The following is a 25,372-nucleotide window of genomic DNA, read 5'->3' on the forward strand; positions in this document are numbered from 1 at the left end:
GGGCGGCCGCCCGGTGGCACCCCACTGACGCCCGAGGCTCCGGTCCCGTCGCGCTTCCCCCCAGAATCGTCGACGGGGCCGGTCAGGACTTCTCCAGCAGCTCCAGCACGACCCGCTCCGCCTCCTCGCGAGGCGCCCGCGGGTCCACCGACACCACCACCCCGTCGTGATAGAGGTCGACCACCCGGGGGTCCACGTACGACGCACGAGCAACCGTCGGCGTGTTGCCCAGCAGTTCCGCCACCGCACGCATGACGGCGACCACCGACCTGCGCCGGGCGGTCACCGAGCGCGCCGGGCCCGCGGTGGCCAACTCGGTGGCCGCGAGCACTGTGGCGTGCCAGGTGCGGAAGTCCTTCGCGGTCATCTCCCCACCGCTGGCGTCGCGCAGGTAGCCGTTGACCTCGTCGCTGCGCACGTCGCGCCACTCCCGGCCGTCCCAGTAGCCGAACAGCCGCTCCGCCCGTCGCCGACGCCGGCGCAGATTCATCAGCACCTGGCACAGTTCCGGATCCTCGATCCGGCGTACCTGCTCGATGCCCCCCTTCGCGGGAAACACGAACACCACGCAGCCGCCCCGGGACCGGGCATGCTCGGGGCGCAGGGTGGACACCCCGTACGTCGGGTCGTCGCCGTTCGCGTACTGGTCGCTGCCGACCCGGAACATCCCCATGTCCAGCAGTCGGGCCACCGTCGCCAGCACCCGGTCCCGTCCCAGTCCAGGGCCGTCCAGGTCCCGCCCCACCCGCTCGCGCAGCACCGGCAGCCGCCGGGCCACCTCCAACATGTGGTCGAACTTCGCCTCGTCCTGCTTCTCCCGCCACCGCGGGTGGTAGACGTACTGCTTGCGCCCGGCCGCGTCGATCCCGATCGCCTGGATGTGCCCGTTCGGATGCGGCGCGATCCAGACGTCCTGCCAGGCCGGGGGGATGACCAACTCCCGCAGCCGGGCCAGGACATCCGGATCCCGCACCGGAGCCCCGGACGGGTCGACGAAGAGCCAGCCCCGCCCGCGCCGACGCCGTCCGTACCCCGGTCGACCCGGGTCGCTACGCCGCAACCGCACCGGAAACCCGCACCACCCTCAGCACCTCGGCCACGGCGGCCAGCACCTCGTCGAGGCGCAGAGCAGCCATCGTCGGGTGGCTTCCTACCCCGTCCCAGCTGGGCCAATCCGCCTCGCCGGCCCAGAGCACCCGGTGCCGCGGCCGGTCCGGTGGCGGCCCCCAGTGCGCCGGTGGCACCGGCCCGAAGAGGACGACCGACGGGGTTCCGTACCCGGTGGCCAGGTGGGCGACGCCGGTGTCCCCGCTGACCACCAGCCGGGCGTCGGCCACCAGCGCGGCGAGCGCGCCGAGGTCGGTCCGGCCGGCCAGCACCGCGTCCGGGGTCAGGCCCGCCGCGTCGGCCACCCGGGCCGCCAACGCACGTTCGTCGGCCGAGCCGGTGAGCAGCACCCGGTGTCCCTGGTCGGTCAGCGCCCGGGCCAGTGCGGCGAACCGCTCGGCGGGCCACCGCTTGGCCGGGATCTTGCTGCCCGGGTGTAGCAGTGTGACACCGCTGGGCAGTCCCGGCAGTCCGGCCGACCCGGGCCGACGCAGGCTGAGGTCGGCGCGGTCGGCCGGGATGTCGTACCAGGACAGCAGCCGGCACCACCGGTCCACCTCGTGCTCGTCGCCGTCCCAGGCCGGGCCGTCGGCCCACCCGGCGTCCAGGTTGGCGAAGGCGATCAGCCGGGCGGGCCGGGTGGCCGTGAGCAGCCGGTGCGACTGCGGGCCGCGCCCGTGCAGGTTGACCGCCACCCGCGGGGGCGACCCGATCCGGAGGGGTCGGTCCAGCCCGGTGGTGTCGACCAGCCGGTCGACGCCGCCGACCAGGTCGACGAGCGGGGCCAGCCAGGCGGGAGCGGCGAGGGCCAACTCCCGCGCGGGGTACGCGGCCCGCAGCGCCCGCAGCGCGGGCACCGCGGTCACCAGGTCGCCGACGCCGAGGGCGCGCAGCACGAGGATCACGGGTACGAGGTCTCCTGCTCGGCGCAGACCACCATCTCGCGCACCGCGCAGCCGGGCGGCTGGTTGAGCGCGAACATGATCGCGGCGGCGGTGTCGGCGGGCTCGTTGAGGATCGCGTCCGGCCCCGGCTTGTACTGCGGGTCCCGTTCGTCGAAGAACGCGGTGCGCATACCGCCCGGGATGAGCAGGGTGACGCCGACCTGACCGGCCAGCTCGGCGGCGAGGGCTCGGGTGAACCCCACCACCCCGAACTTCGCCGCGCAGTACGCCGTGGCGTCGCTGACCGCCTTGACGCCCAGGGTGGAGGCGACAGTGACGATGCGGCCCCGCGAGGTCAGCAGGAACGGCAGCGCGGCCCGGATCACCGCCGCGGTGGCCAGCAGGTCGACGGCGACGATGCGGTCCCAGGTCTCCCCCGGTAGGTCGGCGAGTCGGCCCGGCACGTCCGTGCCGGCGGCGGTGACCACCGCGTCCAGGCCACCGGCCTGCTCGGCGAGATGCTGGGTCGCCACCTCGGCGGCTCGCGTGTCGGCCAGGTCGCACTCGGTCCAGGACACCCCGTCGACAGGTGGCTGCCGGTCCAGCACGAGCGGTCGGCCACCGGAGGCGGCCACTGCGGCGACCACCGCGGCGCCGAGCCCGCTGGCGCCGCCGGTGACCAGCACGGTGGGCCCGGCGCCGGGCCGCGTGGCGGTCATCGGGTCCGCCCCGCGAGCGTGCGGACGATCAGGTCGGTGGTGGAACGACCGTCCAGGTAGGGCACCACCACTGTGTTCCCACCCCACCGGCGCAGGACGTCCGCCTCCGGCAGGGTTGCGGACGCGTCCCCACCGCCGGTGGCGTAGTCGCCGCCCTTGACCCAGACGTCGGGGCGTACCCAGGACAGGGCCGCGGCCGGGGTCGGCTCGTCGAAGATGAGGACCGCGTCGACGCAGCTCAGGGCGGCCAGCAGTCGGCTGCGGTCACCCTCGGACTGCACCGGGCGATCCGGCCCCTTCAACCCGGCCACACTGTCGTCGGAGTTCAGGCAGACGATCAGGCAGTCGCCGAGCTGCCGGGCGGCCTCCAGGGTGGCCACGTGCCCGGCGTGCAGCAGGTCGAAACAACCGCCGGTCGCCACCACAGTGCCACCCGCGGCGCGTACCTCACCCAGGAGTGCGGCGACGGCCGCGACCCCCACCCGGTCAGCCACCGCACCACCGCGTGGTCCGGGCTGGAGGGCCCGCGAGCCCGGCCCGCTCCTGGTCCGCACCGGCGGCCCCGACGGAGGCAGCGCCGCGGCCACTCCCCCACCCGCCACGTACGCGGAGGCCTCGGCGACCGCCACCTGCACGGCCTCGGAGACCAGCGCGCCCTGGGCCAACGCCAGGCTGGCCGCCGCCGCGAACCGGTCACCGGCACCGCAGGTGTCCCCCTCGGCACTACCCGGCGTCGGCACCACCAGCGGCGTCGACCCGGCGTGGCAGAGCAGCGCGCCGTCACCGCCAAGCGTCACCGCGACCGCGCCGGCCCGCCAGCGCCGCCGGAGCCCCTGGGCGCCGCGCGACGCGGTGGCCAGTCGGGAGGCACCGGGCAGCGCGGGGACCAGCTCGCGCACCTCGGACTCGTTCGGGGTGGCCAGGTGTACGCCGGGCACCGCCGCCGGGCCGCGCGGATGCGGGTCCCACACCACCGGCGCGCGGGTGGCGGCCAACGCGTCCCGCAGCGCGGGCTGCCGGGCCACCCCTCGGCCGTAGTCGCTGACCAGGACCGCCGACGCCGCGGCGATCACCCGGAGCACCTCGTCGGAGGGCTGACCCGGCTCCCCGGACGTGCCGCCCCGGTCGTGCCTCAGCAGCACCCGCCCCCGGGCCCGCAGTCGGATCTTCTCCGGCGTCGCCCCGGAGAGGGCCAGTGGGTAGACCTGCACGCCGGCCGCGGTGAGCAGAGCGCTCAGCCGGGCCCCGCCGGCGTCGTCGGCGAGCGCGGTCACCAGCACCACCTCGGCGCCCTGCGCGGCGGCGAACACCGCCGCCAGCCCGGCGCCCCCCGGTCGGTCGGTGGCTGCGGTCTCGTCGAGCACCGGCACCGGGGAGTCCGGGCAGAGCCGGTTCACCACACCTTCCACATCCCGGTCGAGCAGGGTGTCCCCGAGCACCACCACCGGTCCCCTCACGCTTGCCTCCTCATCCTCACGCGTCGACCTGCTGTCCGGTCCCGCCGTCGAGCACCACCTCGACCCCGGCGCGCACCGGCGCCGGCTCCCCGGGCGCGGGGTAGACGACCGCCGGGTCGGCGACCGCCGCCAACGCGGCGGGCAACTCCTGTTCGAGGTACTCGCAGAGCAGATGACTGGTCACCAGGTGCAGCTCCTGGACGACCTGGGTGTCCGGGGACGCGACGGCCAGCACGTCGTCGCAGACGTCGGCGAGCGGATTGGGGGTGGCGCCGGTGAGCGCCCAGGTGGTCACACCGACGTCGCGGGCGGCCTGTGCGGCGGTGACCAGGTTGGGGCTGGTTCCGCTGGTGCTCAGCAGCAGCAGGACGTCGCCGGGGCGGCCGTGGGCGCGCACCTGGCGGGCGTACACGTCGGCGTAGCCGTAGTCGTTGGCGATGGCGGTGAGCGCGCTCGTCTCGGCGTGCAGGGCGATCGCGGACAGCGGCTGACGGTCGTCACGCAGCTTCCCGACCAGCTCGGCGGTGAGGTGCTGGGCTTCGGCGGCGCTGCCGCCGTTGCCGGCCACCAGCAGGCGCCCCCCGGCGGCCAGCCGGTGGGCCAGGTCCGCACCCCAGCGCGCCAACTGTCGCTCACACCGCCGGTACGGCACCAGCGCCGCGGCGAGATTCGTCAGGTGGGTGTCGAGCAGGCTGCCCGTCGGCATCAGGCCACCACCCGGGTCGGCCGGCGCACGGCGGCGACCTCGCTGTAGACCTCGACCAGCCGCTCGGCGGTGGCCGCCCACGAGTACCGCGTCCGAGCCCGCTCCCGCGCCGCCGTCGCGTACGCGAAGCGCCTGATCCGGTCGTCGAGCAGCCCCTGGATCGCGGTGGCCAGGGCGCGCGGGTCCCGGGCCGGCACGAGGTCGCCGGTCGTCCCGTCGACCACTGTGTCCCGGATGCCGCCCACGGCCGTGCCGACGACCGGCACCCCACAGGCCATCGCCTCCAGCGGGGTCAACCCGAACGGCTCGTACCAGGGCGCCGCGACCAGCAGGTCCGCCGAGCGGTACCAGCGGCCCATCTCCTCCCGGGGCACCGCGCCGACCAGGTGCACCCGATCGGCGACCCCGCACGACTCCGCGAGGGCCCGCAACCGGCGGGCGTACGGGTCGGTCTCCAGCAGCCCCTCGGGTGGGCCGCCGACGACCACGCACTCGGCATCCGGAACGAGCGCCATCGCGCGGATCACGGTCTGGAAGCCCTTGCGCTCGACAAGCCGACCCACGGTGAGGATCCGGGCCCGGCCCGGTTCCCGGTCGGCGGCCGGTCCGAGCGGGGCGAAGGTGCTGAGGTTGACCCCGGAGGGCACCACTGTCATCCGGGACCGGGGCACACCCATCCGGACCAACTCGCCCACCTCGTCGCGGCACTGCGCGACGATCCGGTCCACCGAGCGGCCCAGCTCCCGCTCGTAGGAGACCCGTCGGGCCGGGCTGGTGTCCTGCACACCCTGGTAGCGGCGCTTCACGGTGCCCAGCGCGTGGTACGTCTGCACCACCGGCACCCCGGTCTGCCGACCGGCGGTCAGCCCGGCCAGACCACTCATCCAGAAGTGCGCGTGGATCACCTCGGGCACCCAGTCGCCGCCGCGCCAGCGCTCGATCAGCCAGTTGCTGAACTCCCGCATGTGCGGCAGCAGCGCGTCCTTGGCCACCGGCTCGGCCGGGCCGGCCGGCACGTGCACCACGTCGTACCCGTCCGGGCTGCGGACGGTCACCGGCAGGTCGGGCGCGTCGCGGCGGGTGTAGACCCGCACCTCGTGCCCGGCTGCGGCGAGCGCGGCGGACAGCTCCGCGACGTGCGTGTTCTGGCCGCCTGCATCCTCCCCTCCGAGGACGGCGAGCGGGCTGGCGTGCTCCGAGATCATCGCGATCCGCATACTTCCTCCTCCAGCAGCCGGTCCCAGTCAGCGAGGAAACGGTCGAGGCCGTACCTGTCGCGCGCGGCGGTTCGTGCCGCCGCTCCGGCCTGACGCGCGGTCGCCGGTTCGCTGATGAACCGGCGGGCGGCGTCGAGCAGGGTGTCGGTCCGGGTGGCGAGCGTCCCCGCCTCCGGGGGCACCGCCATCACCGCCTCGGTGGTGGCGAGCGCGACGACCGGCATGCCGATCGCCATCGCCTCGATGAGGCTGAGCCCGAGGGAGGTCCACCGGCACAGGTGCAGGTACGCCCGCCGCCGGGCCAGTTCGGCGTGCATCCGGTCCTGGGGCACGTCGTCGTGGCTGGTGAGCCGGTCGGCGGGCAGCCCCAGGTGGTCGGCCAGGCCGGCGACACCCATGCCGAAGACGTCCAGCGGCGCGATCTCGGCGAACTGGGGCAGCAGATCGGTGCCGGTGACGCGACCTCGCCGTACCGGCTCGTTGATCACCACGGCGAGGCGGTCCAGCTCGCCCGTGTAGGACACGGAGGGGGCGACGATGCCGTGGTCGACCACAGTGGTGCGGGTGGCGCCGGTGTCCCAGAAGATCTGGTTGAACCCTGTGACGTGGGCGATGAGCAGGTCGTCGCGGTCGGCCATCGGGTGCCGCGTGTTGGGCACGTCGCCCTTGGGGGTGTTGTGTTCGACGTAGATCGCGGGGAGGTCGCGGCCGGGGCGGCGACGAAGCCACTCCTCGGCCCGGTCGATCTCCTCGGGTCGTTGCAGGATGACCAGGTCGACGTCGGTGCCCGGCAGTTCCTCCGGGCTGACCTCGACCGCGCTGTCCGGCCACGGGTAGGTGCGGGCCCGGCCGAGGCCGTACGGGCCGCGGTCGGGTGTGGTGGGAATCAGGTAGCGGTGGGCGCCGTGCACGAACGACGTGGTCCAGGAGCCGTGCACGTGCCAGAGCAGGATGTTCATCGGCCGCCACCACCGACGGCGAGCGTCCGGAGCGCGTCGACCACCTCGTCCGGGTCAATGCCACTGAGGCAGGGGTGCCCGGGGACGGGGCAGCTGGCCGCCCGGGTGTCCCGGCAGGGCGCGGCGGCGTCGCCGAGCCGCACGGTGGGCACCCGGTAGGGCCCCCACTGTCCGAACGGGACGGTCGGGGCGAAGAGGCTCACGACGGGCACGCCGGCGGCGGCCGCCAGGTGCGCGGGCCCGGTGTTGCCGACCACCACCGCGCTGGCGTCCGCGACGATCGCCGCCAGCCCGGCCAGGTCGGTGCGGCCGCCCAGGTCGGTGCCGCCGGCCGCGGCGACACCGGCGGTGACCGCGCGCTCGTCCGGGCCGCCGGTGACGAACACCCGGTGCCCGGCGTCGGTCAGCGCCCCGACGATTCGGGTCGCCACCTCGGGCGGGCAGGCCCGGCTCGACGCGGCCGACCCGGGGTGCAGCACCACGTACCCCGGGTCGCCGAGGTCGACCGGGCGCGGCGGCACGGCGTCCCGGCGGAGCCGGAGGACTGGTTCGTCGCCGTCGGGCAGCCGGTGGCCGGCGGCGGCGGCCAGGGAGAGGGCACGTTCAGGCTCGGGGACGCCGACCGGCACCCGGTGCCGGATGTCCAGCAGCGAGCCCGGGTAGTCGTCGCTGATCGCCGCGATCCGGCCGATCCCCGCCATCCGCAACAGCAGCGCCAGCGGCAGCGCGGACTGGTGGAACGAGGTGAACACCACGGCCTGGTCCGCGCCGACCCCGCCCAGCCGCGCGGTCAGGCTCCGCACGGCCTCCGGGTCGACCGGCCCCGGCGTGGGGTCGATCCACGGCAGCGGATGCTCGATGATCTCGTCGACGCCGGGCAGCAGGTTGGCGGCGGCACGCCCGCGCGGCCCGCACAACAGCACCACCCGCTCCGCCCCGGCCGCGACAGCGCGGATCGCCGGCCCGGTGACCAGCACGTCACCCGCGGAATCCGAGCGGACCACGAGCGCCGTCCGTACCGGTTCGGTGGGCAGAGCCGAGGGCTGTACGGCCTGTTGGCGGCGCAGGATCTCCGCCACCGCCGCCGGCAGATCGGTGGCCACCCACCCGGCGGCGGCGATCTCCTCCGGCCGGGTGACCGGGGTGGGCACCAGCACCCCCGCGGCCCCGGCGGCCAGCGCGGCGGCGACGTCCCGGCCGATGTCGCCCACCAGCACGCACCGGGACGCGGTCGTGCCCAACTCGCGGGCGGCGGCGTGCACCAGACCGGGCGCCGGCTTGCGGCAGTCACAACCGTCGGCGTCGTCGTGCGGGCAGACCAGCCACGCGTCGAACCGGCCCAACAGCTCCTCGACCCGGGCGTGCACCGCCCGCATCTGCTCACCTGTGAAGTAGCCCCGGGCCAGGCCCGACTGGTTCGTGACGACGGCCAGCCGCAGCCCGGCAGCGCGCAGACGGTCCAGCGCCGCCCGCGCGCCCGGCACCGGCCGCACCTTCTCCGGGTCGCCGTTGTACGGCACGTCCTCGATCAGGGTGCCGTCGCGGTCCAGCAGCACCGCGTCGTACAGGATGGGTCGAGGGCTTGCGACAGACCCGGAACCAGCGCGGTCAGCAGTGGCGTACACCTGGGCTGACCTGCGCTGATACGGATCCTCCTGGTCCTGTCGCACAGCCGGCGGGTTCCCTGCGCCCCGAGGAGTAAACGTCGTCGTGGAGGCGGTGGGCCAGCGCCGCCAGCGATGCCCCGGGTCGGCCTTACCCGCCGGGCCGGAGAAGCTAACCCCGCAGCCGTTAGCCCGTGCCGTGCCCCGGGTATGGGATCCCGGTGGCGATTGTGGAGAAAGTGATCGACGCTCCCCCGCAGCAGGTGTTCGACGTGCTCGCCGACGGGTGGACGTACAGCGACTGGGTGGTCGGCACGGCGCACATGCGGGACGTGGACGACGCCTGGCCCCGCGTGGGCAGCCAACTGCACCACCGTGCCGGGCCCTGGCCGCTCTCCCTGCAGGACGCCTCGACGGTGCTGGTCTGCGAACCGCCTCACCGGCTCGTGCTCAAGGCCGGGCTCTGGCCGGCGGGCGAGGCGATCGTGGCCTTCACGCTGGAACCCGTGGGCGCGGGCGCCACGCGGGTGCGTCTCGGGGAGGACTTCGCCGCCGGCCCGCTGCGCTGGGTCCACAACAAGGTCAACGATCTGGTGCTGCACCGGCGGAACCGGGAGACGCTGGCCCGACTCGCCGACATCGCCACCCGACAGAAGGGGGCGTCGTGACCCGGACCGTTGTGGTGACCGGCGCGAGCGCCGGCGTCGGCCGGGCCGTCGCCCACGCGTACGCGGCACGCGGCGCCCGGCTGGCGCTGCTGGCTCGGGGCGAGGCGGGTCTGGTCGCCGCCGAGCGGGAGTGCCGACTGCGCGGCGCGACCGACGTGCGCGTGTACCGGGTCGACGTGGCCGACGCGGGCGCGGTGCAGCAGGCCGCCGACGACGTGGTGCACCGCTGGGGCGGCATCGACGTGTGGATCAACAACGCGATGGCGTCGGTGTTCGCGCCCGCCTGGGAGATCCCGGCGCGTGAGTTCCACCGGGTCACCGAGGTCACCTACCTGGGCACGGTGCACGGCACCCTCGCCGCGCTGCGGCACATGCGGGCGCACGGGCGGGGCACGATCGTGCAGGTGGGCTCGGCGTTGGCCTACCGGGGCATCCCGCTGCAGTCGGCGTACTGCGCGAGCAAGCACGCCGTCCAGGGGTTCAACGACTCGCTGCGCGCCGAGCTGCTGCACGACTGCCCGGGGGTGAAGCTGTCAATGGTGCAGCTGCCCGCGCTCAACACGCCACAGTTCTCCTGGGTCCGTACCCGGCTGCCCCGGCATCCGCAGCCGGTGCCGCCGATCTTCACTCCCGAGCTGGCCGCCCGGGCCATCGTCTGGACCGCCGACCGCGGCACCAGGGAGCTGAACGTGGGCGGCCCGACCTGGCAGGCCCGGCTGGCCGACGCCCTGTTCCCCGGCCTGCTCGACCGGAAGCTGGCCCGCGACGGCTACGACAGTCAGCAGACCGGTGAGAAGATCGATCCGGCGACCTGGCGGGACAATCTGGATCACCCCGGCGACGCGGACACGGACCGGGGCACGGCGGGTGTGTTCCTCGAACAGGCGCGGGACCGTTCCGCGGCGCTCTGGGTCGGCACGCACAAGCCGGCGCTCACCGGCGTCGCGTTCGCCATCGCGGCGTTCGCCCTCACCGCTGTCGCTCGCCGTCGGCGTTGACCACCGCAACGTCCCTGACCAGGTCTTCGACACCCGCCCACGGGGGCGGCGAGGGTCCGCAACGCCCGGAAGGGGTGCCTCCCTCGGAGCGAATGCGGCAACTGGATACCCTTTACACGACCCTTGTCCGCAAACCGAGGATGACCGACATGATCAAGCCGGTGCAGTTGCCGTCGCCGTGGCGGGACGCACGACTAACCGTCGTCGTGCCCACTTACAACGAGGCGGGCAACCTCCCGGCGCTGGTCGAGCGGTTGCTCGCGCTGCCGCTGTCGGGGCTGCGCATCCTCGTCGCCGACGACAATTCCCCCGACGGCACCGGGGAGGTGGCGGACAAGCTGGCCATCGAGCACCCCGACCGGATCGAGGTCGTGCACCGCGCCGGCAAGGAGGGCCTCGGCCGGGCGTACGTGGACGGGATGAGTCGGGCGATCGAGGGCGGCGCCGAGTACGTGGCGCAGATGGACGCCGACCTCTCGCACCCGCCGGAGGCGCTGCCGGGCATGCTGGGCGCGCTGCTCTCCACCCAGGCCAGCGTGGTGATCGGTTCCCGGTACGTGCCCGGTGGCGAACTGGACGAGAACTGGCCGCTCTACCGCCGGGCGCTCAGTGGCTGGGCGAACCTCTACGTGCACACGCTGCTGCGGGTACGGATCCGGGACCTCACCGCCGGCTTCAAGATCTGGCGGGCCGACGCCCTGCTCGACATCGACCTGGAGCGGGTGCAGTCCAACGGCTACAGCTTCCAGGTGGAGATGCACTACCTCGCCACCAAGCTGGGGCACATCATCCTGGAGGTGCCGATCCGCTTCGAGGAGCGGCGCGACGGCGTCTCCAAGATGACCACCGCGACCAAGGTGGAGAGCGCGCTCATGCCCTTCCGCCTCCGCAGCAAACACCGCAACATAACCAGCTGACCCGCACGCCCCACCCCCGCCTGAGTGATCAGGGGTGGGGGCGGGGCGGTCAGGTGGGATAGATGGCGCGGTGCGCGGTGGCGATGGCTGCGGCGTAGGCGCGACCGGTGAGCGCGCGGTCCCGGGCCAGCGCCGCGCGGGCCGCGTTCGCGCCCGGCGCGCCGTGCACACCGCCGCCGGGGTGCGCCGACGCGCTGGCCAGGAAGAGCCGGTCCACCGGGGTGTCCGCCCGGCCCAGGCCAGGGATCGGACGCAGGAAGAGCTGCTGGTACGCGGCGGCGGTCCCGCCGCCGAGCGCGCCACCGACCAGGCTCGGGTTGCCCTTCTCCAGGTCGGCCGGCCCGGCCACGTGTCGACCCACGATCAGGCGCCGGAAACCCGGGGCCGCCGCCTCCAGCACGTCCTCCATCCGCTGCACGTGCCCGGCGACCTCCTCGGCCCGCCAGTTCCGCCGGAACGGCAGATGGGTGTACGACCAGAGCGACTCGGTGCCCGGCGGGGAGTGGCTCGGGTCCGCCACCGACATCTGCCCGACCAGCAGGAACGGGTCGCGGGGCAGCTCGCCACGGGCCAGCTCGCCGGCGTAGTGGGTGAGCCCGTTGAGGTCCGCGCCGAGGTGCACAGTGCCGGCGCCGGCCAGTTGCCGGTTGGTCCAGGGCACCGGCGCGGAGAGCGCCCAGTCCACCTTCAGCGTGGAGCCGTCCCACCGGAAGTGCGCCAGGTCCTCCACCAGCCGGGACGGCAGTGCCGCCGCGCCGACCAGGTCGAGGTAGAGCGCCGGCGCCGGGACGTCGGCGAGCACGGCCCGCCGGGCCCGCCACAGCGTGCCGCCGACGGTCCGCACGCCCATCGCCCGACCCCGGGCGGTGAGCACCCGGTCGGCCCGGGCACCGTAGACGATCGCTCCGCCTTGCGCCTGCAGCCGATCCACCAGCGCGTTGGTGACCTGCTGGGCGCCGCCATTGGGCACCGGCCAGCCGACCTGCTGGCCGAGCATGGCCAGCAGCCAGCCGTACACCCCGGAGCCGGCCTCCTCCGGGGAGAGGTCGGTGTGCAGGGCGCAGCCGGCCAGCAGGGCCGGCCCACCTGCACCGTCGAAGAGTTCGTCGCCGAGTTTGCGGACCGGCACGACGAGCCGCCGCGCGAGTCGCAGCGCGCCGGCGACGTGCAACCGACGCAGCAGACCCAGCCCTCCGCGTACCGGCGGGAACGGCGAGGTGATCGCCTCCAGCATCGGCTCGGCCACGTCGAGCCAGTCGGTGTACGCGTTGAGCCAACGCTTGCCGTCCCCGGGTGCGAACTGCTCCAGCGACGCGGCAGTCACGTCCGGGTCCCGATTGATCACCGCGGCTCGACCGTCCGGCAGCAGGTGTGCCAGCACGTCCGGCGAGTGCCGCCAGGACAACCCGTGCCGGCCCAGGTCGAGGCCGCCCAGCACCGGCGAGGCGTACCCGAGGGGGTAGAACGAGCTGTAGAGGTCACTCAGGTAGCCGGGCGCGGTGACCTCGGCGGAGCGGACCGCGCCGCCGGGCACTGCTGTCGCCTCCAGCACCACCACGTCCCAGCCGGCGTCCGCCAGCAGGTTCGCCGCCACCAGGCCGTTGTGCCCGGCGCCGACGATGACGGCGTCCGCGCTCTGCGCGACGGTGGTTGTCATCGGATCCGCCTACCCGGCGCGCAACGGGGCGAAACGCGTTTGCCTCGCCGGGGCCGGGGCATCCAGCGCCGCATGTACACGGTTGCGCAGCTGGTGGGCGGGGTGTGGGGTGCGGGCGGCGACGGCGGCGAACTGGTCGTGCGTGACCCGGCGGACGACACGCCGGTGAGCACGGTGCCGGTGGCCACGGCCGACGAGGTGGGCAAGGCGACCCAGGCGGCCCGCAACGCGGCGGCCCAGTGGGCGGCGACCGCGCCGGCCGAACGGGCGGCGGCGCTGCACCGGGCCGCGGACGCGGTGGCGGCGGTCATCGACGAGTTGGCGGCGGCGGTCACCGCGGAGATGGGCAAGCCGTTGGCGGACGCCCGCGGCGGCGTCGAGGCGGGGATCGGCACCCTACGACAGTATGCGGAGCTGGCACCGCTGCGCGGTGGGCGCACGCTGAACGGCGAAGCCGACGCGCTCGACTTCCTGACCCCGCAGCCCCGCGGGGTGGTCGCGGCGATCACCCCCTGGAACGACCCGGTGGCGGTCTCCTGCGGGCTGCTCGGCGCGGCCCTGGTGACCGGCAACGTGGTGCTCTACAAGCCGAGCGAACGGACACCGGCGACCGGCTGGCTGCTGGCCCGAGCACTGGATCAGGCGCTGCCGGCCGGTGTGTTGTCGCTGCTCACCGGCGGTCCGGAGGTGGGCGCCGCGCTGGCGGCGCAGGAGGTCGACGTGGTGGCGCACGTGGGCTCCACCGCGACCGGGCGGGCGATCGCCGCCGCCGCGGCCCGCACCGGCGCGAAGCTGCTCCTGGAGAACGGGGGCAGCGACCCGTTGATCGTGGACGCGGGCGTCGACCCGGAGTGGGCGGCGGAGCAGGCCGCGCTCGGGGCGTTCGCCAACGCCGGGCAGATCTGCGTTGCGGTGGAGCGGCTCTACGTGCACCGGGAGGTGGCCGACGACTTCGTGGCCGCACTGGTACGACGCGCCGAAGCGCTGCGGCTCGGGCCGGGCCGGGACCCGGGCACCGAGCTGGGCCCGCTGGTCGACCGCCGGCACCGCGACCACGTGCACGGGCAGGTGGCGGCAGCGGTGGCGGACGGCGCACGGGTGCGGGTGGGCGGTGAGGTGCCGGACGGACCGGGGGCGTTCTACCCGGCCACCGTCGTCACTGACTGCCGCCACGACATGCCACTGGTCCGGGAGGAGACCTTCGGGCCGGTCGCCCCGGTGGTGGTCGTCGACTCGTTCGACGAGGCGCTGCGCTGCGCGGCGGATTCCCCGTACGGGTTGGCCGCGACCGTGTTGACCCGTTCGATGAGTCACGCGCAGCGGGCCTGGCGGGAGCTTCCGGTCGGCACCGTCAAGGTCAACGCGGTGTTCGGGGGTGCGCCGGGTGGGGCCGCGCATCCGCGCCGGGCCAGCGGGCAGGGCTTCGGGTACGGCCCGGAGCTGCTGGACGAGTTCACCGCCACGAAGGCGGTGCACATCGAGGCGCCGGGCGGCGGGCACTGGTGAGCAGTGCGGGCGGACGCAGGGGTGGCGCGTCCGCCCGTACCGCGTCGGTGTGTTCCGGTGCGACGGCGATCAGTCGCCGCGGGCCTTGCGGGTGGCGCGGTCGTTGGCCTTCTCGATGGCCGTGACCAGCTCCGGTTTGGTCATTCCGGACCGGCCGGGTACGTCGAGTTTGCGGGCCACCGACATCAGGTGGTCCTTTGTGGCGTTGGCGTCCACGCCGCCCGCCGTGGGGGCCCGTCGTTCCGGTCCGCCACCGGCGGCCTGCTGGTCGCTGGGGCCCTTGCGGCCCTTCGGCTCCCAGTGGTCGCCCACCTTCTCGAACTGGTGCTTCACGGCGGCGAAGGCGGTGCGGTGCGACCGCTCCCCCTCGCCGTAGGTCTCCACCGCGGAGTCGTGCGTCTTCTCCCACGTGCGCTGCGCCTTGTCCGGGGAGCGCCGCAGCGTGCTGGGCAGGTCCTCGCGCCCGGGCATCTCGTCCTCCTCCGTGTCGACGGGGTTCCTGTGACCGTTCCCCAGTGACGTGGCGGCAAACCATAGCGGCGCCGGCCGGGCGCTGGGCGGGTTTGTCGATTTCGGCATCCGGGTACCGCCGGGCCAGGCCAGACCGGACGACCGGTCATCCGGCGGCCGGGGCGCAGGGAGCGGGCATGACGACCACGGAGCCCGGTACGACGCTCGACGGCACACCGGGCACCCCGGTGCCCCGACGGATGCGGCAGCTGAGCTGGCGAACCTGGCGCGGGGTGCTGGTTCGCAGCGTGCAGAACTTCGTCAACGACAACTGCTCCGACTGGGCCGCCGCACTCACCTACTACGGGGTCCTGGCGCTCTTTCCGTCCGCCATCGTGGTGGTGGCCCTGGTCGGCCTGGTCTCCAGTGGCGAGCAGACCGTCGACACCGTTGTCGACCTCGCCAACCAGGTGGGCGCCGGGGCGGTCCTGACCGACGACGAGAACGGCGTGATCGGGGTGATCCGGACGGTGGTGCTCGACCAGAGCAACCCCAAGCTGCTGCTCAGCTTCGGCCTGGCCGGCGCGCTCTGGTCCGCGTCGGGTTTCATCGGCGCGTTCACCCGGGCCTCCAACGCCATCTACGGGGTGACCGAGGGCCGCCCGGTCTGGAAGCTTCGGCCGCTGCAGATCGGCCTGGCGGCGATCACGCTGGTGCTGCTCGCGGTGGTCGCCCTCGGCCTGATCGTCAGCGGGCCGGTCACCGACGCGGTCGGCGACCTGATCAACGCCGGCGGCCTGGCCCGCACGACCTGGAGCGTGGCGAAGTGGCCGGTCCTCGCCATGATCATGATGGCGCTGCTGTCCCTGCTGTTCTGGATCGCGCCGAACGTGCGCCAGCCCCGGTTCCGCTGGCTCACCCCGGGCGGCGGGGTGGCACTGGTCTCCTGGGCGGCGGCCTCCTTCGGCTTCGGCCTCTACGTGGCCAACTTCGGCTCGTACGACACCACCTACGGCAGCCTCGGCGCGGCCATCGCGTTCCTGGTCTGGCTCTACCTGTCCAACTCGGCGCTGATGCTGGGCGTGCAGATCAACGCCGAGGTGCAGCGCGGGCGGCAGTTGCAGGCCGGCGATCCGGACCCGGAGGAGCCGGTGCTGCCGCCGCGCCGGCCGGCCGACGACTGAGCCCTCGTTACCGACCCGGATGTCCGGTCCCCGGCCGGAACGAGAACCGGGCCGAGGGCCGGTTCGTGGCCCGGTGCCGGTTTATCGGGTGGGGTGCCGGGTAGCGCAGAAGGCATGGAGCGTGGCAACAGCAAGCACGGACCGAGGATCGACGAACAGATGAGTCAGGAGGTCAGCGGCCTCGTACAGGGGCCGGGGACCGGTGGCTCTCGGGTCGACGAGTCGCGGGTGCCGGAACCGGCTGGCGAGGACCAGCCGGAGACGACCACCGCCCCGGCCGGCGACCTGCGCACCGGCACCCCACAGGGCATGAGCTCCACGGATGTCGAGCAGCGCAGCCGGCTCGGCCGGTTCATCTCGATGAGCGCGCTGCCGGGCGACCGTCTGGTGCTCATCGCCAGCGCCCGTGAGAACGAGGCGCCGGACGACATCGTTCGGGCGCTGGAACGGCTGCCCGAGGGCACCGTCTACCAGACGGTGTCCGAGGTGTGGGCCGCGCTGGGCAACAAGAACGAGACAACTCGCTGGTGAGAGCAGGATCGCCCCCGATCCGGCAATCCGCCAGCGGCTGAAGGAGGTTCCCCAGATGAGTGGCGTTACCGAACATGTGGACGTGTCCGTGCCCGTACGCACCGCGTACGACCAGTGGACGCAGTTCGAGGAGTTCCCCGAGTTCATGGAGGGTGTGCAGGAGGTCCGGCAGCTCTCCGACACGATGACCCACTGGACTGTGGACATCGCCGGGGTGAAGCGCGAGTTCGACGCCGAGATCACCGAACAGCTCCCCGACGAGCGGGTCGCCTGGCGTTCCACCGGCGGCACCCAGCAGGCCGGCGTGGTGACCTTCCACCGGCTGGACCAGGACAAGACCCGGGTCACCCTGCAACTCGAGTTCGAGCCGCACGGTGTGGTCGAGCAGGCCGGCGACAAGCTCGGCATCGTCGACCGGCGGGCCAAGGGCGACCTGGAACGGTTCAAGACCTACATCGAGCGGCGTGGCCAGGAGACCGGCGCCTGGCGCGGGCAGGTGGACCGTCCGCAGCCGTGACCCTGAGCAGTTGGTTACCCGAGATGGCCGCCGGGATCCCGGCGGCCATCGCCGTGTCCGAGCCCGTTTGCGATCATCGGGCCCGGGTACGGCTGTAGGTATGACCGACGACAACATCAGGGTGTGGCGGGACGAGGAACGGCTTCCGTTGGAGGAGTTGGAGCGCGCCGTGTCGGGCTCCAGCCTCGACGGGCAGGCCGACGACGTGACGGGCAACGACGCTGGTGAGGAGGCCACGTTCGGGCACGGCCCGGCCGCGTCGGACCGCGACGGGGCGGTCCGGGGCAACAGCCGCGAGGACACCGACCCGCAGCGCGCCTACCGCCCGTCCACCACCGGCCGCACCGGACCGGACGTCTGACCCTCGTTCCCGGGCTGGGCGGGCAGCACCGGCACGGAGGGCCCGGCGGTGGGTCGACGGGCACCCCACTCGTAGAGCCCGATCAGCGCCAGCGCGAGCACCAGCAGGGCCGAGCCCAGCACTTGCACCGACGTGTTGCCGATCAGCACGCCCAGCCCGGCCGGGACGAGCGCCGCACCGACGCCCGAAGCACCGATCTGCAGCCCGATGGCCCGGTCCGCGTGCTCGGCGCCGACCCGGTCGGCGGTGGTCAGGGTGAGCAGCGGAAACACCGGGGCGGCGGCGAAACCGACAACGACCAGGCCGAGCACCGCCAGGACGGCCGGCCCGGGAACGGCGATCAGCGCCGCGCCCACGGCCATTCCGGCCAGGCTGACGCGCAGCACCAGCCCCGCCCCCAGGCGCTCGGCCACCAGACCCTGCACGATCCGGCCGACGAAGAGGCTGCCCCAGTACGCGGAGACGCAGCCGCCGGCCAGCGCCGCGCTGAGCCCGCGCCCCTCGGTCAGCAGCAGGAACGCCCACAGCCCGGCGGACACCTCGATCGCCACGTACAGCGCGAAGGCGAGTGTCCCCGACCAGACCGCCGACAGCCGTAGCGTGTCCAGAACCGGAACCCGGACTGCCGGGGCGGCGGGTCCGGTCTGGACCGCGACGCCCGCCTCAACGCTCACCGCGGTGCTGGCCGGGACGTCACGGCGCCAGGCCCGCACGGTGAGCACGAACGCGATGGCGAGGACGAGTTGGGCGGCGGCCACGATGCCGTACCCCCAGCGCCAGGCGAGACCGGCGCTCAGCGCCGCGGTCATGATCAGTGGACCGATGGCCACGCCGAGGCCGAAGAAGGCGTGCAGCCAGTTCATGTGGCGGGCCCCGAAGGCCCCGGCGGCGTACGCGTTGAGCCCCGAGTCGACCGCGCCGGACCCGAGCCCGAGCAGCAGCGCACAGCCGACCAGCACCGCCAGCACCGGGCTCACCGCGTAGCCGGTCAGCGCCAGGCTGGCCAGCAGGGTGCTGCCGGCCAGGAGGACGCCCACGCCGACCCGGGCCAGGGTGAAGCCGGCCAGCACGCTGGAGGTGAGGTAGCCGACGGTGCCGGCGGTGAGCACCCACCCGACGGCCTCGGTCGGCACGTCGAAGTCGCCCCGGATCGAGGGCCAGCCCACGCCGAGCAGGCCGTCGGGCAGACCGAGACTGACGAACCCGAGGTAGGCCAGCAGGAGCAGCGAGGCGCGGGGACGCGCGGGCGCGGTGGACACGGGTCACCATCCTGCCGCAACCGCACCCTAGCGGCGTCGGCACCCGCTCGCTCGCCGCGCAAGGAAGTCGTGTCCGTACGGTCGAGAAAACGGACAGCTCATCCAGAATCGGCCGATCGGAGGACGGCAAGCCAGCGGGTTCGCGTAAGAATTTCGGGATGCATCAAGGCTCCGGAATCCTCTCCACGCGTCAGCGCCGGTTCGCCTGGCTCGGCTTCCTGCTCGCCGCGCTCCAGGCACCCGTGTCCGCCTGGCTCGTCACCGACGAGTCGTGGCTGTTCAGCCTGTGCGTCGCGCTGATGGTGGCCACCGTGATCATCGCTGACGACGCGGCCCGGCGACGCCCGGCCAACGCGACAAGCGACTAGCCCCCGCCGCCCGGCCGGGCCTCGTGGCCCGGCCGGCCCCGGCTCCGGCGACGTTCCTTCATCTCCGCCTCGTAGAGGTGGCGCCGCCCGCCCACCAGCTCGTCGCGGGCCTGCTGGTCCACCTCCCGGAACAGCGCGTGGTAGCCGTCGTCGAAGTCCTCGACGATCTGGAACGTCCACCGTCCGGCGATGGCGTTGCGGCCGCGCAGCTCCGTGGCGATCCGGTCCGCGAGGTGCGGATGCCCGGCAGCGCGAAACTGCTCCACCACGTCGTCGAGCATCAGGTCGGCACGGCCGATCAACTGGTGCATCGAGTAGAGGTGCCCCCGGGCCCGCTCCACACACTCCAGCGCCTCGCTGAGCTTGCCGAGCGCGGCTACCGTCGCGTCGCTGACCCCGTCCGGCCGCCGGTGCCACTCGTCGGGTCCGTCCACCTGCTGCCCCATCCGTGCCTCCCTGCCGTGTGCCGTCATCAGTGGGTGGTTCTCCTGCTGCCCCGTCTGTGCCGGATCAATCCCCGAGGTCAGCGGCGATCACCGCAGTGGCGCAGCCGACATCCACCGAGCGGACGAGGTCGACCCGGTCACCCGTCGGTTAGCCTCGGTCACCATGCGTGTGTCCTTCAACCGGGTCGCCTCCCGTACCGCCGTCGACTCGGCGCGGTCCACCCTGGCCGCCCTCACCGTCTCCGTGGGCACTCTGGGGCTCGCCGCCGCCGCCGCACGACCGGGGCTGCTGGCCCTCGTCGACCAGCACGCGGCAGCCGTTCGGGACAGCCTCGACGGGGACCGCACGCCGCTGACCTCCGCAGCGCTCGCCGGCTACGCCGAGGGGGTACGCGCCGCCGCCCTGGAGCACGGGTGGACGCCGCCCAACGGGCCGGTGGACTGGAGCCACCCGGAGTGGCTGCTCACCCGCCTGGTCGCGGTCTGCGCGCTGGCTCGCGCACTCGACCGGCACTGACACTCGACCGGCGCTGACACGCGAGGGGGAGGGCACCCCGCGCGGTACGCGGAACACCCTCCCCACCCGTCGTGCCGTTACGCCCCGCTACGAGCGGTACTGCTGGGCTTCGTCCACCCGAGGCATGGCCTGGGTGCGGTCACCCCCGCGGTCGGCCATCTGCCGTTCCACGTCGCTACGCCCGGCCGCGTTGGCCTGACGCTGCTGCTGCACCGCCCGAGCCTCCCGGGCCGCCCGGTCCAGCCAGCCGTCCCAGCGGTTCTGCATCGGCTTCACGAGACCACCGCCGACGCCGACGATCAGGATGCCGGCCACCGTGGCGAGCACCGCGATCAGCACCGGAGTCGTCACCGTGGTGGCGATACCCACCTGGTTCAGAGCGGCGATCACACCGAGCGCGATGATGAAGATCGCCGTCAGGTCGGCCAGGACCTTGCCGTACGAGAGCCCTCCCAGCGCCCCGGTGACCAGATCCCGCACAGCGTTGGCGATCGCGGCCGCCACCACCACGATGACGATCGCGATGAACGCGCGCGGCAACCAGGACACCACGCCGCTGATCAGGTCACTGATCGCGTTGGGCCCCCAGACTCCGAAGGCGAACTGCAGCGTGAACAGCAGTACGGCGTAGTACGCCAGTCTGGCCAGAATGTCGCTGGCGTCGTACTTCGTTCTCTCCAGGGCCCGTTTGATGCCGCCGCGTTCGACCGCCTGGTCGAAACGCACCCGTTCCAGCACCGTATCCACGATCTTGAGGACGGCTCTGGCGATGAGCCAGCCGACCACGAGGATGACGATGAAGGCCACTGCCTTCGGGATGAAGAGCAGCACCGACCTCCAGGTGTCGGCGATGGCATCGCCGATGTCGGCCTGCCGGACCGCGAGGGTTTTCAGCATGATGTCCCTCCTGTCGCATGGACTGCGCCGGGCGCATACCCGGCAACCGGTCCGGCAGTCCGCGCAGCGCGCGGCGTTTTTTGCGACAGACCTCCGGACAGGGGCCCTGAACTGCCCGAACGTCCGCCGCGACGCGGCCCGCCGCCGTGGTCGGATGCCTTTTCCGATAGGCCGACTAGGCTGCGAACATGCCAGGAACGGTCGGGCGGGTCCCCACGCCAGCAACTCCGGGCCCGGGCGCACCCACCGGGTCCGGCCCGGCCGTCGGCGTACGGGCCCACGACTGGGCCGACACGCCGCTGGGGCCCGCCGACGGGTGGGACGTCGCCCTCCGCGCCGTGGTGGAGCTGATCCTCGCCTCGCCGATGCCGATGGCCCTGGCGTACGGCGACGACCTCGTCCTGCTCTACAACGCCGGCTACGCCGAGCTGCTCGGCACCAAACACCCGAGCGCCCTCGGCCGCCCGGCCGCCGAGGTGTTCGCGGAGATCTGGGCGCTGCCCGGCGTCGGTGCGGTGATCGAGCGCTGTTACCGGCAGGGCGTGCCCTTCCTGGAGAAGGAGTCCACCCTGCCGCTGGTCCGCGGGCACTCCGCGACGGTGGAGCAGGCGGTCTTCACCAGGGGCTACTCGCCGGTGCGCGACAGCGCCGGGCAGATCGTCGGTGTGTTGACTGTCGCGGCCGAGACCACTCACGTCACCGAGCAGTTGCAGAGCCTCAGCGAGGTGGCCGCGGCGCTCGCCGGCACCCTCACCCTCGACGACGTGGCCCGGGTGGCGCTGCGGTACGCGATCACCACGTTCGACCCCGACCAGGCCTCGTTCGCTGTCGACGAGGGCGGCGGCGGCTGGCGCATGGTGCGTCGGGTCCGTGGCGAGTTGCTGGACGAGGCCGACGAGCGTCTTCCCCCGCTCTGGCGGCGCGCGCCGGCGGACTGGGTGGCCCCCGTGGTGCAGGCGGCACGCTCCGGCGGCCCGTCGTTCACCCGCGACGGGCAACCACTGCGGGACACCGCAGTGGACCGCCACGACCAGAAGGTCCAGGCGATGGCGGCCCTGCCCCTGGGCACCTCGGTGGTGCGCGGCGGGCTGGCGGTCGGCTACCAGGTCCCGCACACCTGGTCACCCGCCGAGCGGGCGCTGCTGGCCGCTTCGGCCGAGCTGATCGGCCAGGCCGCGGAACGGGCCCGCCGGTTCGAGACCCAGCACGGCACGGCCCAACTGTTGCAACGCAGCATGTTGCCGGAGCACCTGCCGGATCTGCCCCGGTTGCGGATCGCGGCCCGGTACGACCCGGGCGTGGACGGCAACGCGGCCGGCGGAGACTTCTACGACGCGTTCCTGCTGCCCAACGGCTCGCTCGGCGTGGTGCTGGGCGACGTCGCCGGGCACGACGTGCAGGCCGCCGCGCGGATGGGGCAGGTCCGGGCCGCGCTGCGCGCCCTGGCCCTGGCCGACCCGACGCCCGACGCGGTCCTGGCCGGCCTGGACCGGCTGGTGACCAGCCTCGGCGCGGAGGCCGGCACGCACGAGTTGTTCGTCACAGTGGCGTTCGGGGTGATCGACGCGGAGCGGCGGGAGCTGACCCTGTCCAGCGCCGGCCATCCCGCGCCGCTGATCCGCCGCGGCGACCCGGATGGTCGGTTTCACGCCGAGTACGTCGACGTCCCGGCCGGACCGCCGCTGGGGCTGGGCGTTCGACCGGGCACCACGACTGTCGCGTTCCGACCCGGTGACACGCTGCTGCTGTTCAGCGACGGGGTGGTGGAGCGTCGCCGGCAGAGCCTGAGCGCCGGGCTGGCCACCCTGAGCGACGCTGTCGCCAAGGCCGGCAGTGGCGACCCGCGCGCGCTGTGCGCGGTGGCCACTGCGGCGGTTCCCGGCGGCACCGAGGACGACGTGGCCGTGCTCGCGGTCGAGCACGCCCTCAAACCGAGTCGTTCGGCGAGCATGGAGGTGCCCGCCGAGCCGACCGCGCCCAGCCGGGTCCGGCACTGGCTGACCGGCCAGCTCACCGAGTGGCAGGTGCCTGAGTCGGTGATCGGGGCGGCGGTCCTCTGCACCAGCGAGCTGACCACCAACGCGTTGCTGCACGCCGGCACGGCCGCCCGGGTGGAGATCGATCTCAGCGCTGAACGGCTGCTCGTCTCGGTCGCGGATTCCGGCACCCGGGGCACCGTGACCCGGGCTCGTACCGACACGTTGAGCAGTCGTGGGCGCGGCCTCGGCCTGATCGAGGAGCTCAGCGACGCCTGGGGCACCGACCCGTCGGTGCGCGGCTCCACGGTCTGGTTCGAGATCCTCACGCCGCCGGCCGCGCACCCCTGAGACCACCGCAACGGTGTGGAGGGCATTCATGGCTACCGAGCGGCCCGCCGGAGTCCTCTTCGACGTCGACGGCACCCTGGTCGACACCACCTACCTGCACACAGTGAGTTGGTGGGAGGCGTTACGGCAGACCGAGCAGCCGGTGCCGATGGCGGTGGTGCACCGCTCGATCGGGATGGGATCGGACAAACTCCTGGACCACCTCCTCGGCCCGGAGCGGGACCGCGACGCCGACTCGAAACTGCGCGACGCGCACGACACCCTCTACGCCGAGTACTGGGAACGGCTCACGCCGCTGCCCCGGGCGGCAGACCTGTTGCGCGCCTGCGCCGAGCGGGGCTTGCGGGTGGTGCTCGCCACCTCCGCCTCGGAACCCGAGGTGGCCGCGCTGCGTCAGGCGCTGGCCGCCGATGACGTGATCGACACGGTCACCTCCTCCGCGGACGCCCAGCAGAGCAAGCCGGCACCGGACATCCTGGTCGCCGCGTTGGAGCAGTCCGGGTTGACCGCCGAGCGGGTGGTCTTCGTCGGCGACTCGGTGTGGGACGTCGCCGCAGCCGGGGCGTTGAACATCCCGTGTGTGGGCCTGACCTGCGGTGGCACCAGCCGTGGCGAACTCGCCGGCGCGGGTGCCGTGGCGGTGTACGACGACCCGGCCGCGCTGTTGCACGAGTTGGCGGACTCACCGCTCACCCGGCCCCGGTGAGGATCACTCGGGTCCACCGGCACGGACGCGCATAGCCGGAGCCCTTGCGGGGCAAGGTCTGTCACCACCTGCCCGCGCCGCGCGGGTGCGGCTGAAGGGTGGTGCCGTGGAGCCGGTAGATGTGGCGTTCGCGCTTGTGGGCCTGGGCGCTCTGCTCGCGGGCATCCTGCCGCGGGTGCTGGAGCAGCGCCCGCTGTCCATGCCGATCGCCTTTCTCGCCCTCGGCATGCTGGTGTTCCTGCTGCCGGTCGGGCTGCCGTCACCGGACCCCCTGGCCCACCCGGAGCTGACCACCCACCTCACCGAGATCGGGGTGATCGTCGCGCTGATGGGCGCCGGGCTGAAGATCGACCGGCCGTTGAGTTGGCGGCGGTGGTCGTCCACCTGGCGGCTGCTGGCGATCGCGATGCCCCTGTGCATCGCGGCGGTGGCCCTGCTCGGCTGGTGGTGGGCGGGGCTCGTGCCGGCCGCCGCGCTGTTGTTGGGCGCCGCGCTGGCGCCCACTGATCCGGTGCTCGCCGCCGACGTGCAGGTCGGCGAGCCGACCGACGTGGAGGATTCCGAGGACGAGGTCCGCTTCGCGTTGACCTCCGAGGCCGGCCTCAACGATGGGCTGGCGTTCCCGTTCGTCTACGCCGCCATCGCCATCGCCTCGACCAGCCTCGCCCCGGGCGACTGGTTGGCCGAGTGGTTCGCCGTGGACGTGCTCTGGAAGATCGGCGTCGGCGTCGGCGGTGGCCTGCTCATCGGCTGGCTGCTCGGCAAGCTGTTCTTCCGCGCGCCCAGCGAGCTGCGGCTGGCCCGGCACGCCGAGGGCTTCCTGGCGTTGGCCGCCACGTTCCTGGCGTACGGGCTGGTGGAGGTGGTCGGTGGGTACGGCTTCCTGGCGGTGTTCGTGGCCGCCCGGGCCATCCGGGCCGCCGAACGAACCCACGAGTTCCACTCGGTGCTGCACGACTTCGCCGAGCAGGTCGAACGGCTGCTCACCCTGGTGCTGTTGCTGCTGCTCGGCGGCGCGATCGTGGGTGGCCTGCTGGGTCCGCTGACCTGGCCGGCGGCCGCCGTCGGGCTGGCGCTGGTGTTCCTGGTGCGGCCGCTGATCGGCTGGTTGTCGCTGCGCGGCGCCCCGGGACGCCCGGCCGAGCACTGGGTCATCTCGTTGTTCGGCATTCGCGGCGTCGGCTCGTTCTACTACCTCGCGTACGCCACCACCAAGGCCGACTTCCCGCAGGCTGAGCTGCTCTGGGCGACCGTTGGTCTGGTGGTGCTCGTCTCCGTCGTGGTGCACGGCATCACGGCGACCCCGGTCATGCAGCTGCTGGACCGGGAGGGCGAGCGGACCTCCGACCCGGCCGAGCGGGACGCCGACGCGCGGCCCGTCGCGGCAGCCGGGCACCCCTGAGCGCCCGT

Annotated in this window: 26 protein-coding genes; 13 read left to right on the forward strand and 13 right to left on the reverse strand. The window is 73.6% G+C overall.

From position 1 onward, the window contains the following. Positions 1 to 82: 82 nt before the first annotated feature. The 8 genes from IW248_RS14255 to IW248_RS14290 are packed head-to-tail and all read right to left on the reverse strand — an operon-like array spanning position 83 to position 8,719. Positions 83 to 1,066 carry a DNA topoisomerase IB gene (locus IW248_RS14255; protein WP_196927384.1) on the reverse strand — a complete coding sequence of 328 codons (984 nt, stop codon included), beginning with the start codon at positions 1,064 to 1,066 and terminating at the stop codon, positions 83 to 85. Beyond that, positions 1,050 to 2,012 (reverse strand): glycosyltransferase family 9 protein, encoded by a 963-nt coding sequence (locus tag IW248_RS14260; RefSeq protein WP_196927385.1) that lies wholly within the window; start codon positions 2,010 to 2,012, stop codon positions 1,050 to 1,052. Before IW248_RS14260 ends, IW248_RS14255 begins: the two co-directional genes overlap by 17 nt. After that, positions 2,009 to 2,710 (reverse strand): SDR family oxidoreductase, encoded by a 702-nt coding sequence (locus tag IW248_RS14265; protein WP_196927386.1) that lies wholly within the window; start codon positions 2,708 to 2,710, stop codon positions 2,009 to 2,011. The genes IW248_RS14260 and IW248_RS14265 overlap by 4 nt, the downstream gene beginning before the upstream one ends. Then, positions 2,707 to 4,167, reverse strand: a complete 1,461-nt coding sequence (locus tag IW248_RS14270) for a PfkB family carbohydrate kinase (RefSeq protein WP_196927387.1) — start codon at positions 4,165 to 4,167, stop codon at positions 2,707 to 2,709. The genes IW248_RS14265 and IW248_RS14270 overlap by 4 nt, the downstream gene beginning before the upstream one ends. A gap of 16 nt (positions 4,168 to 4,183) precedes the next feature. Then, a complete protein-coding gene (locus IW248_RS14275) occupies positions 4,184 to 4,873 on the reverse strand; it encodes a D-sedoheptulose-7-phosphate isomerase (RefSeq protein WP_372432321.1) in 690 nt (229 codons plus the stop codon). Next, complete coding sequence (locus tag IW248_RS14280) at positions 4,873 to 6,090, reverse strand: glycosyltransferase (RefSeq protein ID WP_196927388.1); 1,218 nt, start codon at positions 6,088 to 6,090, stop codon at positions 4,873 to 4,875. Before IW248_RS14280 ends, IW248_RS14275 begins: the two co-directional genes overlap by 1 nt. Beyond that, positions 6,075 to 7,049, reverse strand: a complete 975-nt coding sequence (locus tag IW248_RS14285) for a glycosyltransferase (protein ID WP_196927389.1) — start codon at positions 7,047 to 7,049, stop codon at positions 6,075 to 6,077. The genes IW248_RS14280 and IW248_RS14285 overlap by 16 nt, the downstream gene beginning before the upstream one ends. Next, a complete protein-coding gene (locus IW248_RS14290) occupies positions 7,046 to 8,719 on the reverse strand; it encodes an HAD-IIIA family hydrolase (protein ID WP_196927390.1) in 1,674 nt (557 codons plus the stop codon). Before IW248_RS14290 ends, IW248_RS14285 begins: the two co-directional genes overlap by 4 nt. A gap of 155 nt (positions 8,720 to 8,874) precedes the next feature. Between IW248_RS14290 and IW248_RS14295 the strand changes: the two genes are divergently transcribed. The 3 genes from IW248_RS14295 to IW248_RS14305 all read left to right on the forward strand — a co-directional run bounded on the left by IW248_RS14295 (position 8,875) and on the right by IW248_RS14305 (position 11,236). Continuing rightward, positions 8,875 to 9,321: an SRPBCC family protein gene (locus IW248_RS14295; protein ID WP_196927391.1), complete on the forward strand. Its 447-nt coding sequence runs from the start codon at positions 8,875 to 8,877 to the stop codon at positions 9,319 to 9,321. Then, positions 9,318 to 10,319 (forward strand): SDR family oxidoreductase, encoded by a 1,002-nt coding sequence (locus IW248_RS14300; RefSeq protein ID WP_196927392.1) that lies wholly within the window; start codon positions 9,318 to 9,320, stop codon positions 10,317 to 10,319. Before IW248_RS14295 ends, IW248_RS14300 begins: the two co-directional genes overlap by 4 nt. Before the next feature lie 149 nt (positions 10,320 to 10,468). Beyond that, the gene (locus IW248_RS14305; RefSeq protein WP_196927393.1) at positions 10,469 to 11,236 is read left to right on the forward strand and encodes a polyprenol monophosphomannose synthase; all 768 of its coding nucleotides are present in this window, start codon (positions 10,469 to 10,471) and stop codon (positions 11,234 to 11,236) included. A gap of 49 nt (positions 11,237 to 11,285) precedes the next feature. Here the strand turns inward: IW248_RS14305 and IW248_RS14310 are convergent, their stop codons facing one another. Continuing rightward, positions 11,286 to 12,893 (reverse strand): phytoene desaturase family protein, encoded by a 1,608-nt coding sequence (locus IW248_RS14310; protein WP_196927394.1) that lies wholly within the window; start codon positions 12,891 to 12,893, stop codon positions 11,286 to 11,288. Positions 12,894 to 12,965: 72 nt separating this feature from the next. On the opposite strand from IW248_RS14310, the gene IW248_RS14315 reads away from it, so the two are divergent. Continuing rightward, positions 12,966 to 14,399 (forward strand): aldehyde dehydrogenase family protein, encoded by a 1,434-nt coding sequence (locus IW248_RS14315; RefSeq protein ID WP_196927395.1) that lies wholly within the window; start codon positions 12,966 to 12,968, stop codon positions 14,397 to 14,399. A 69-nt stretch (positions 14,400 to 14,468) separates the two neighbouring features. Here the strand turns inward: IW248_RS14315 and IW248_RS14320 are convergent, their stop codons facing one another. Beyond that, the gene (locus tag IW248_RS14320; RefSeq protein ID WP_196927396.1) at positions 14,469 to 14,870 is read right to left on the reverse strand and encodes a ChaB family protein; all 402 of its coding nucleotides are present in this window, start codon (positions 14,868 to 14,870) and stop codon (positions 14,469 to 14,471) included. Positions 14,871 to 15,046: 176 nt separating this feature from the next. Between IW248_RS14320 and IW248_RS14325 the strand changes: the two genes are divergently transcribed. From IW248_RS14325 to IW248_RS14340, 4 genes are all read left to right on the forward strand, one after another. Beyond that, positions 15,047 to 16,033 carry a YihY/virulence factor BrkB family protein gene (locus tag IW248_RS14325; RefSeq protein WP_196927397.1) on the forward strand — a complete coding sequence of 329 codons (987 nt, stop codon included), beginning with the start codon at positions 15,047 to 15,049 and terminating at the stop codon, positions 16,031 to 16,033. 114 nt (positions 16,034 to 16,147) lie between these two features. After that, positions 16,148 to 16,564, forward strand: a complete 417-nt coding sequence (locus IW248_RS14330; protein ID WP_124816596.1) for a DUF2795 domain-containing protein — start codon at positions 16,148 to 16,150, stop codon at positions 16,562 to 16,564. Positions 16,565 to 16,619: 55 nt separating this feature from the next. After that, the gene (locus tag IW248_RS14335) at positions 16,620 to 17,081 is read left to right on the forward strand and encodes an SRPBCC family protein (protein WP_196927398.1); all 462 of its coding nucleotides are present in this window, start codon (positions 16,620 to 16,622) and stop codon (positions 17,079 to 17,081) included. A gap of 100 nt (positions 17,082 to 17,181) precedes the next feature. After that, complete coding sequence (locus tag IW248_RS14340; RefSeq protein ID WP_196927399.1) at positions 17,182 to 17,442, forward strand: hypothetical protein; 261 nt, start codon at positions 17,182 to 17,184, stop codon at positions 17,440 to 17,442. Here IW248_RS14340 and IW248_RS14345 read toward each other — a convergent pair. Next, a complete protein-coding gene (locus IW248_RS14345) occupies positions 17,400 to 18,701 on the reverse strand; it encodes an MFS transporter (protein ID WP_196927400.1) in 1,302 nt (433 codons plus the stop codon). The two genes, IW248_RS14340 and IW248_RS14345, sit on opposite strands and share 43 nt — an antisense overlap. Before the next feature lie 158 nt (positions 18,702 to 18,859). On the opposite strand from IW248_RS14345, the gene IW248_RS14350 reads away from it, so the two are divergent. Beyond that, positions 18,860 to 19,069, forward strand: coding sequence for a hypothetical protein (locus tag IW248_RS14350; RefSeq protein WP_196927401.1), 210 nt, complete (start codon positions 18,860 to 18,862; stop codon positions 19,067 to 19,069). Here IW248_RS14350 and IW248_RS14355 read toward each other — a convergent pair. After that, positions 19,066 to 19,515 carry a hypothetical protein gene (locus IW248_RS14355; protein WP_196927402.1) on the reverse strand — a complete coding sequence of 150 codons (450 nt, stop codon included), beginning with the start codon at positions 19,513 to 19,515 and terminating at the stop codon, positions 19,066 to 19,068. The two genes, IW248_RS14350 and IW248_RS14355, sit on opposite strands and share 4 nt — an antisense overlap. Before the next feature lie 163 nt (positions 19,516 to 19,678). Between IW248_RS14355 and IW248_RS14360 the strand changes: the two genes are divergently transcribed. Next, positions 19,679 to 20,032, forward strand: a complete 354-nt coding sequence (locus tag IW248_RS14360; protein ID WP_124816584.1) for a DUF6401 family natural product biosynthesis protein — start codon at positions 19,679 to 19,681, stop codon at positions 20,030 to 20,032. A gap of 87 nt (positions 20,033 to 20,119) precedes the next feature. On the opposite strand, the gene IW248_RS14365 is transcribed toward IW248_RS14360, so the two are convergent. Continuing rightward, positions 20,120 to 20,929 (reverse strand): mechanosensitive ion channel family protein, encoded by an 810-nt coding sequence (locus tag IW248_RS14365; protein WP_124816583.1) that lies wholly within the window; start codon positions 20,927 to 20,929, stop codon positions 20,120 to 20,122. Between the two features lie 188 nt (positions 20,930 to 21,117). Here IW248_RS14365 and IW248_RS14370 point away from each other — a divergent pair, with 188 nt between their 5' ends. From IW248_RS14370 to IW248_RS14380, 3 genes are all read left to right on the forward strand, one after another. Continuing rightward, complete coding sequence (locus IW248_RS14370; RefSeq protein WP_196927403.1) at positions 21,118 to 23,256, forward strand: ATP-binding SpoIIE family protein phosphatase; 2,139 nt, start codon at positions 21,118 to 21,120, stop codon at positions 23,254 to 23,256. Positions 23,257 to 23,284: 28 nt separating this feature from the next. Then, positions 23,285 to 23,962, forward strand: a complete 678-nt coding sequence (locus tag IW248_RS14375) for an HAD family hydrolase (RefSeq protein ID WP_196927404.1) — start codon at positions 23,285 to 23,287, stop codon at positions 23,960 to 23,962. A gap of 106 nt (positions 23,963 to 24,068) precedes the next feature. Next, positions 24,069 to 25,364, forward strand: coding sequence for a cation:proton antiporter (locus IW248_RS14380; RefSeq protein ID WP_196927405.1), 1,296 nt, complete (start codon positions 24,069 to 24,071; stop codon positions 25,362 to 25,364). Positions 25,365 to 25,372: the final 8 nt, after the last annotated feature.

Origin of the sequence: Micromonospora ureilytica, from assembly GCF_015751765.1 — a bacterium.
GTDB lineage: Bacteria > Actinomycetota > Actinomycetes > Mycobacteriales > Micromonosporaceae > Micromonospora > Micromonospora ureilytica.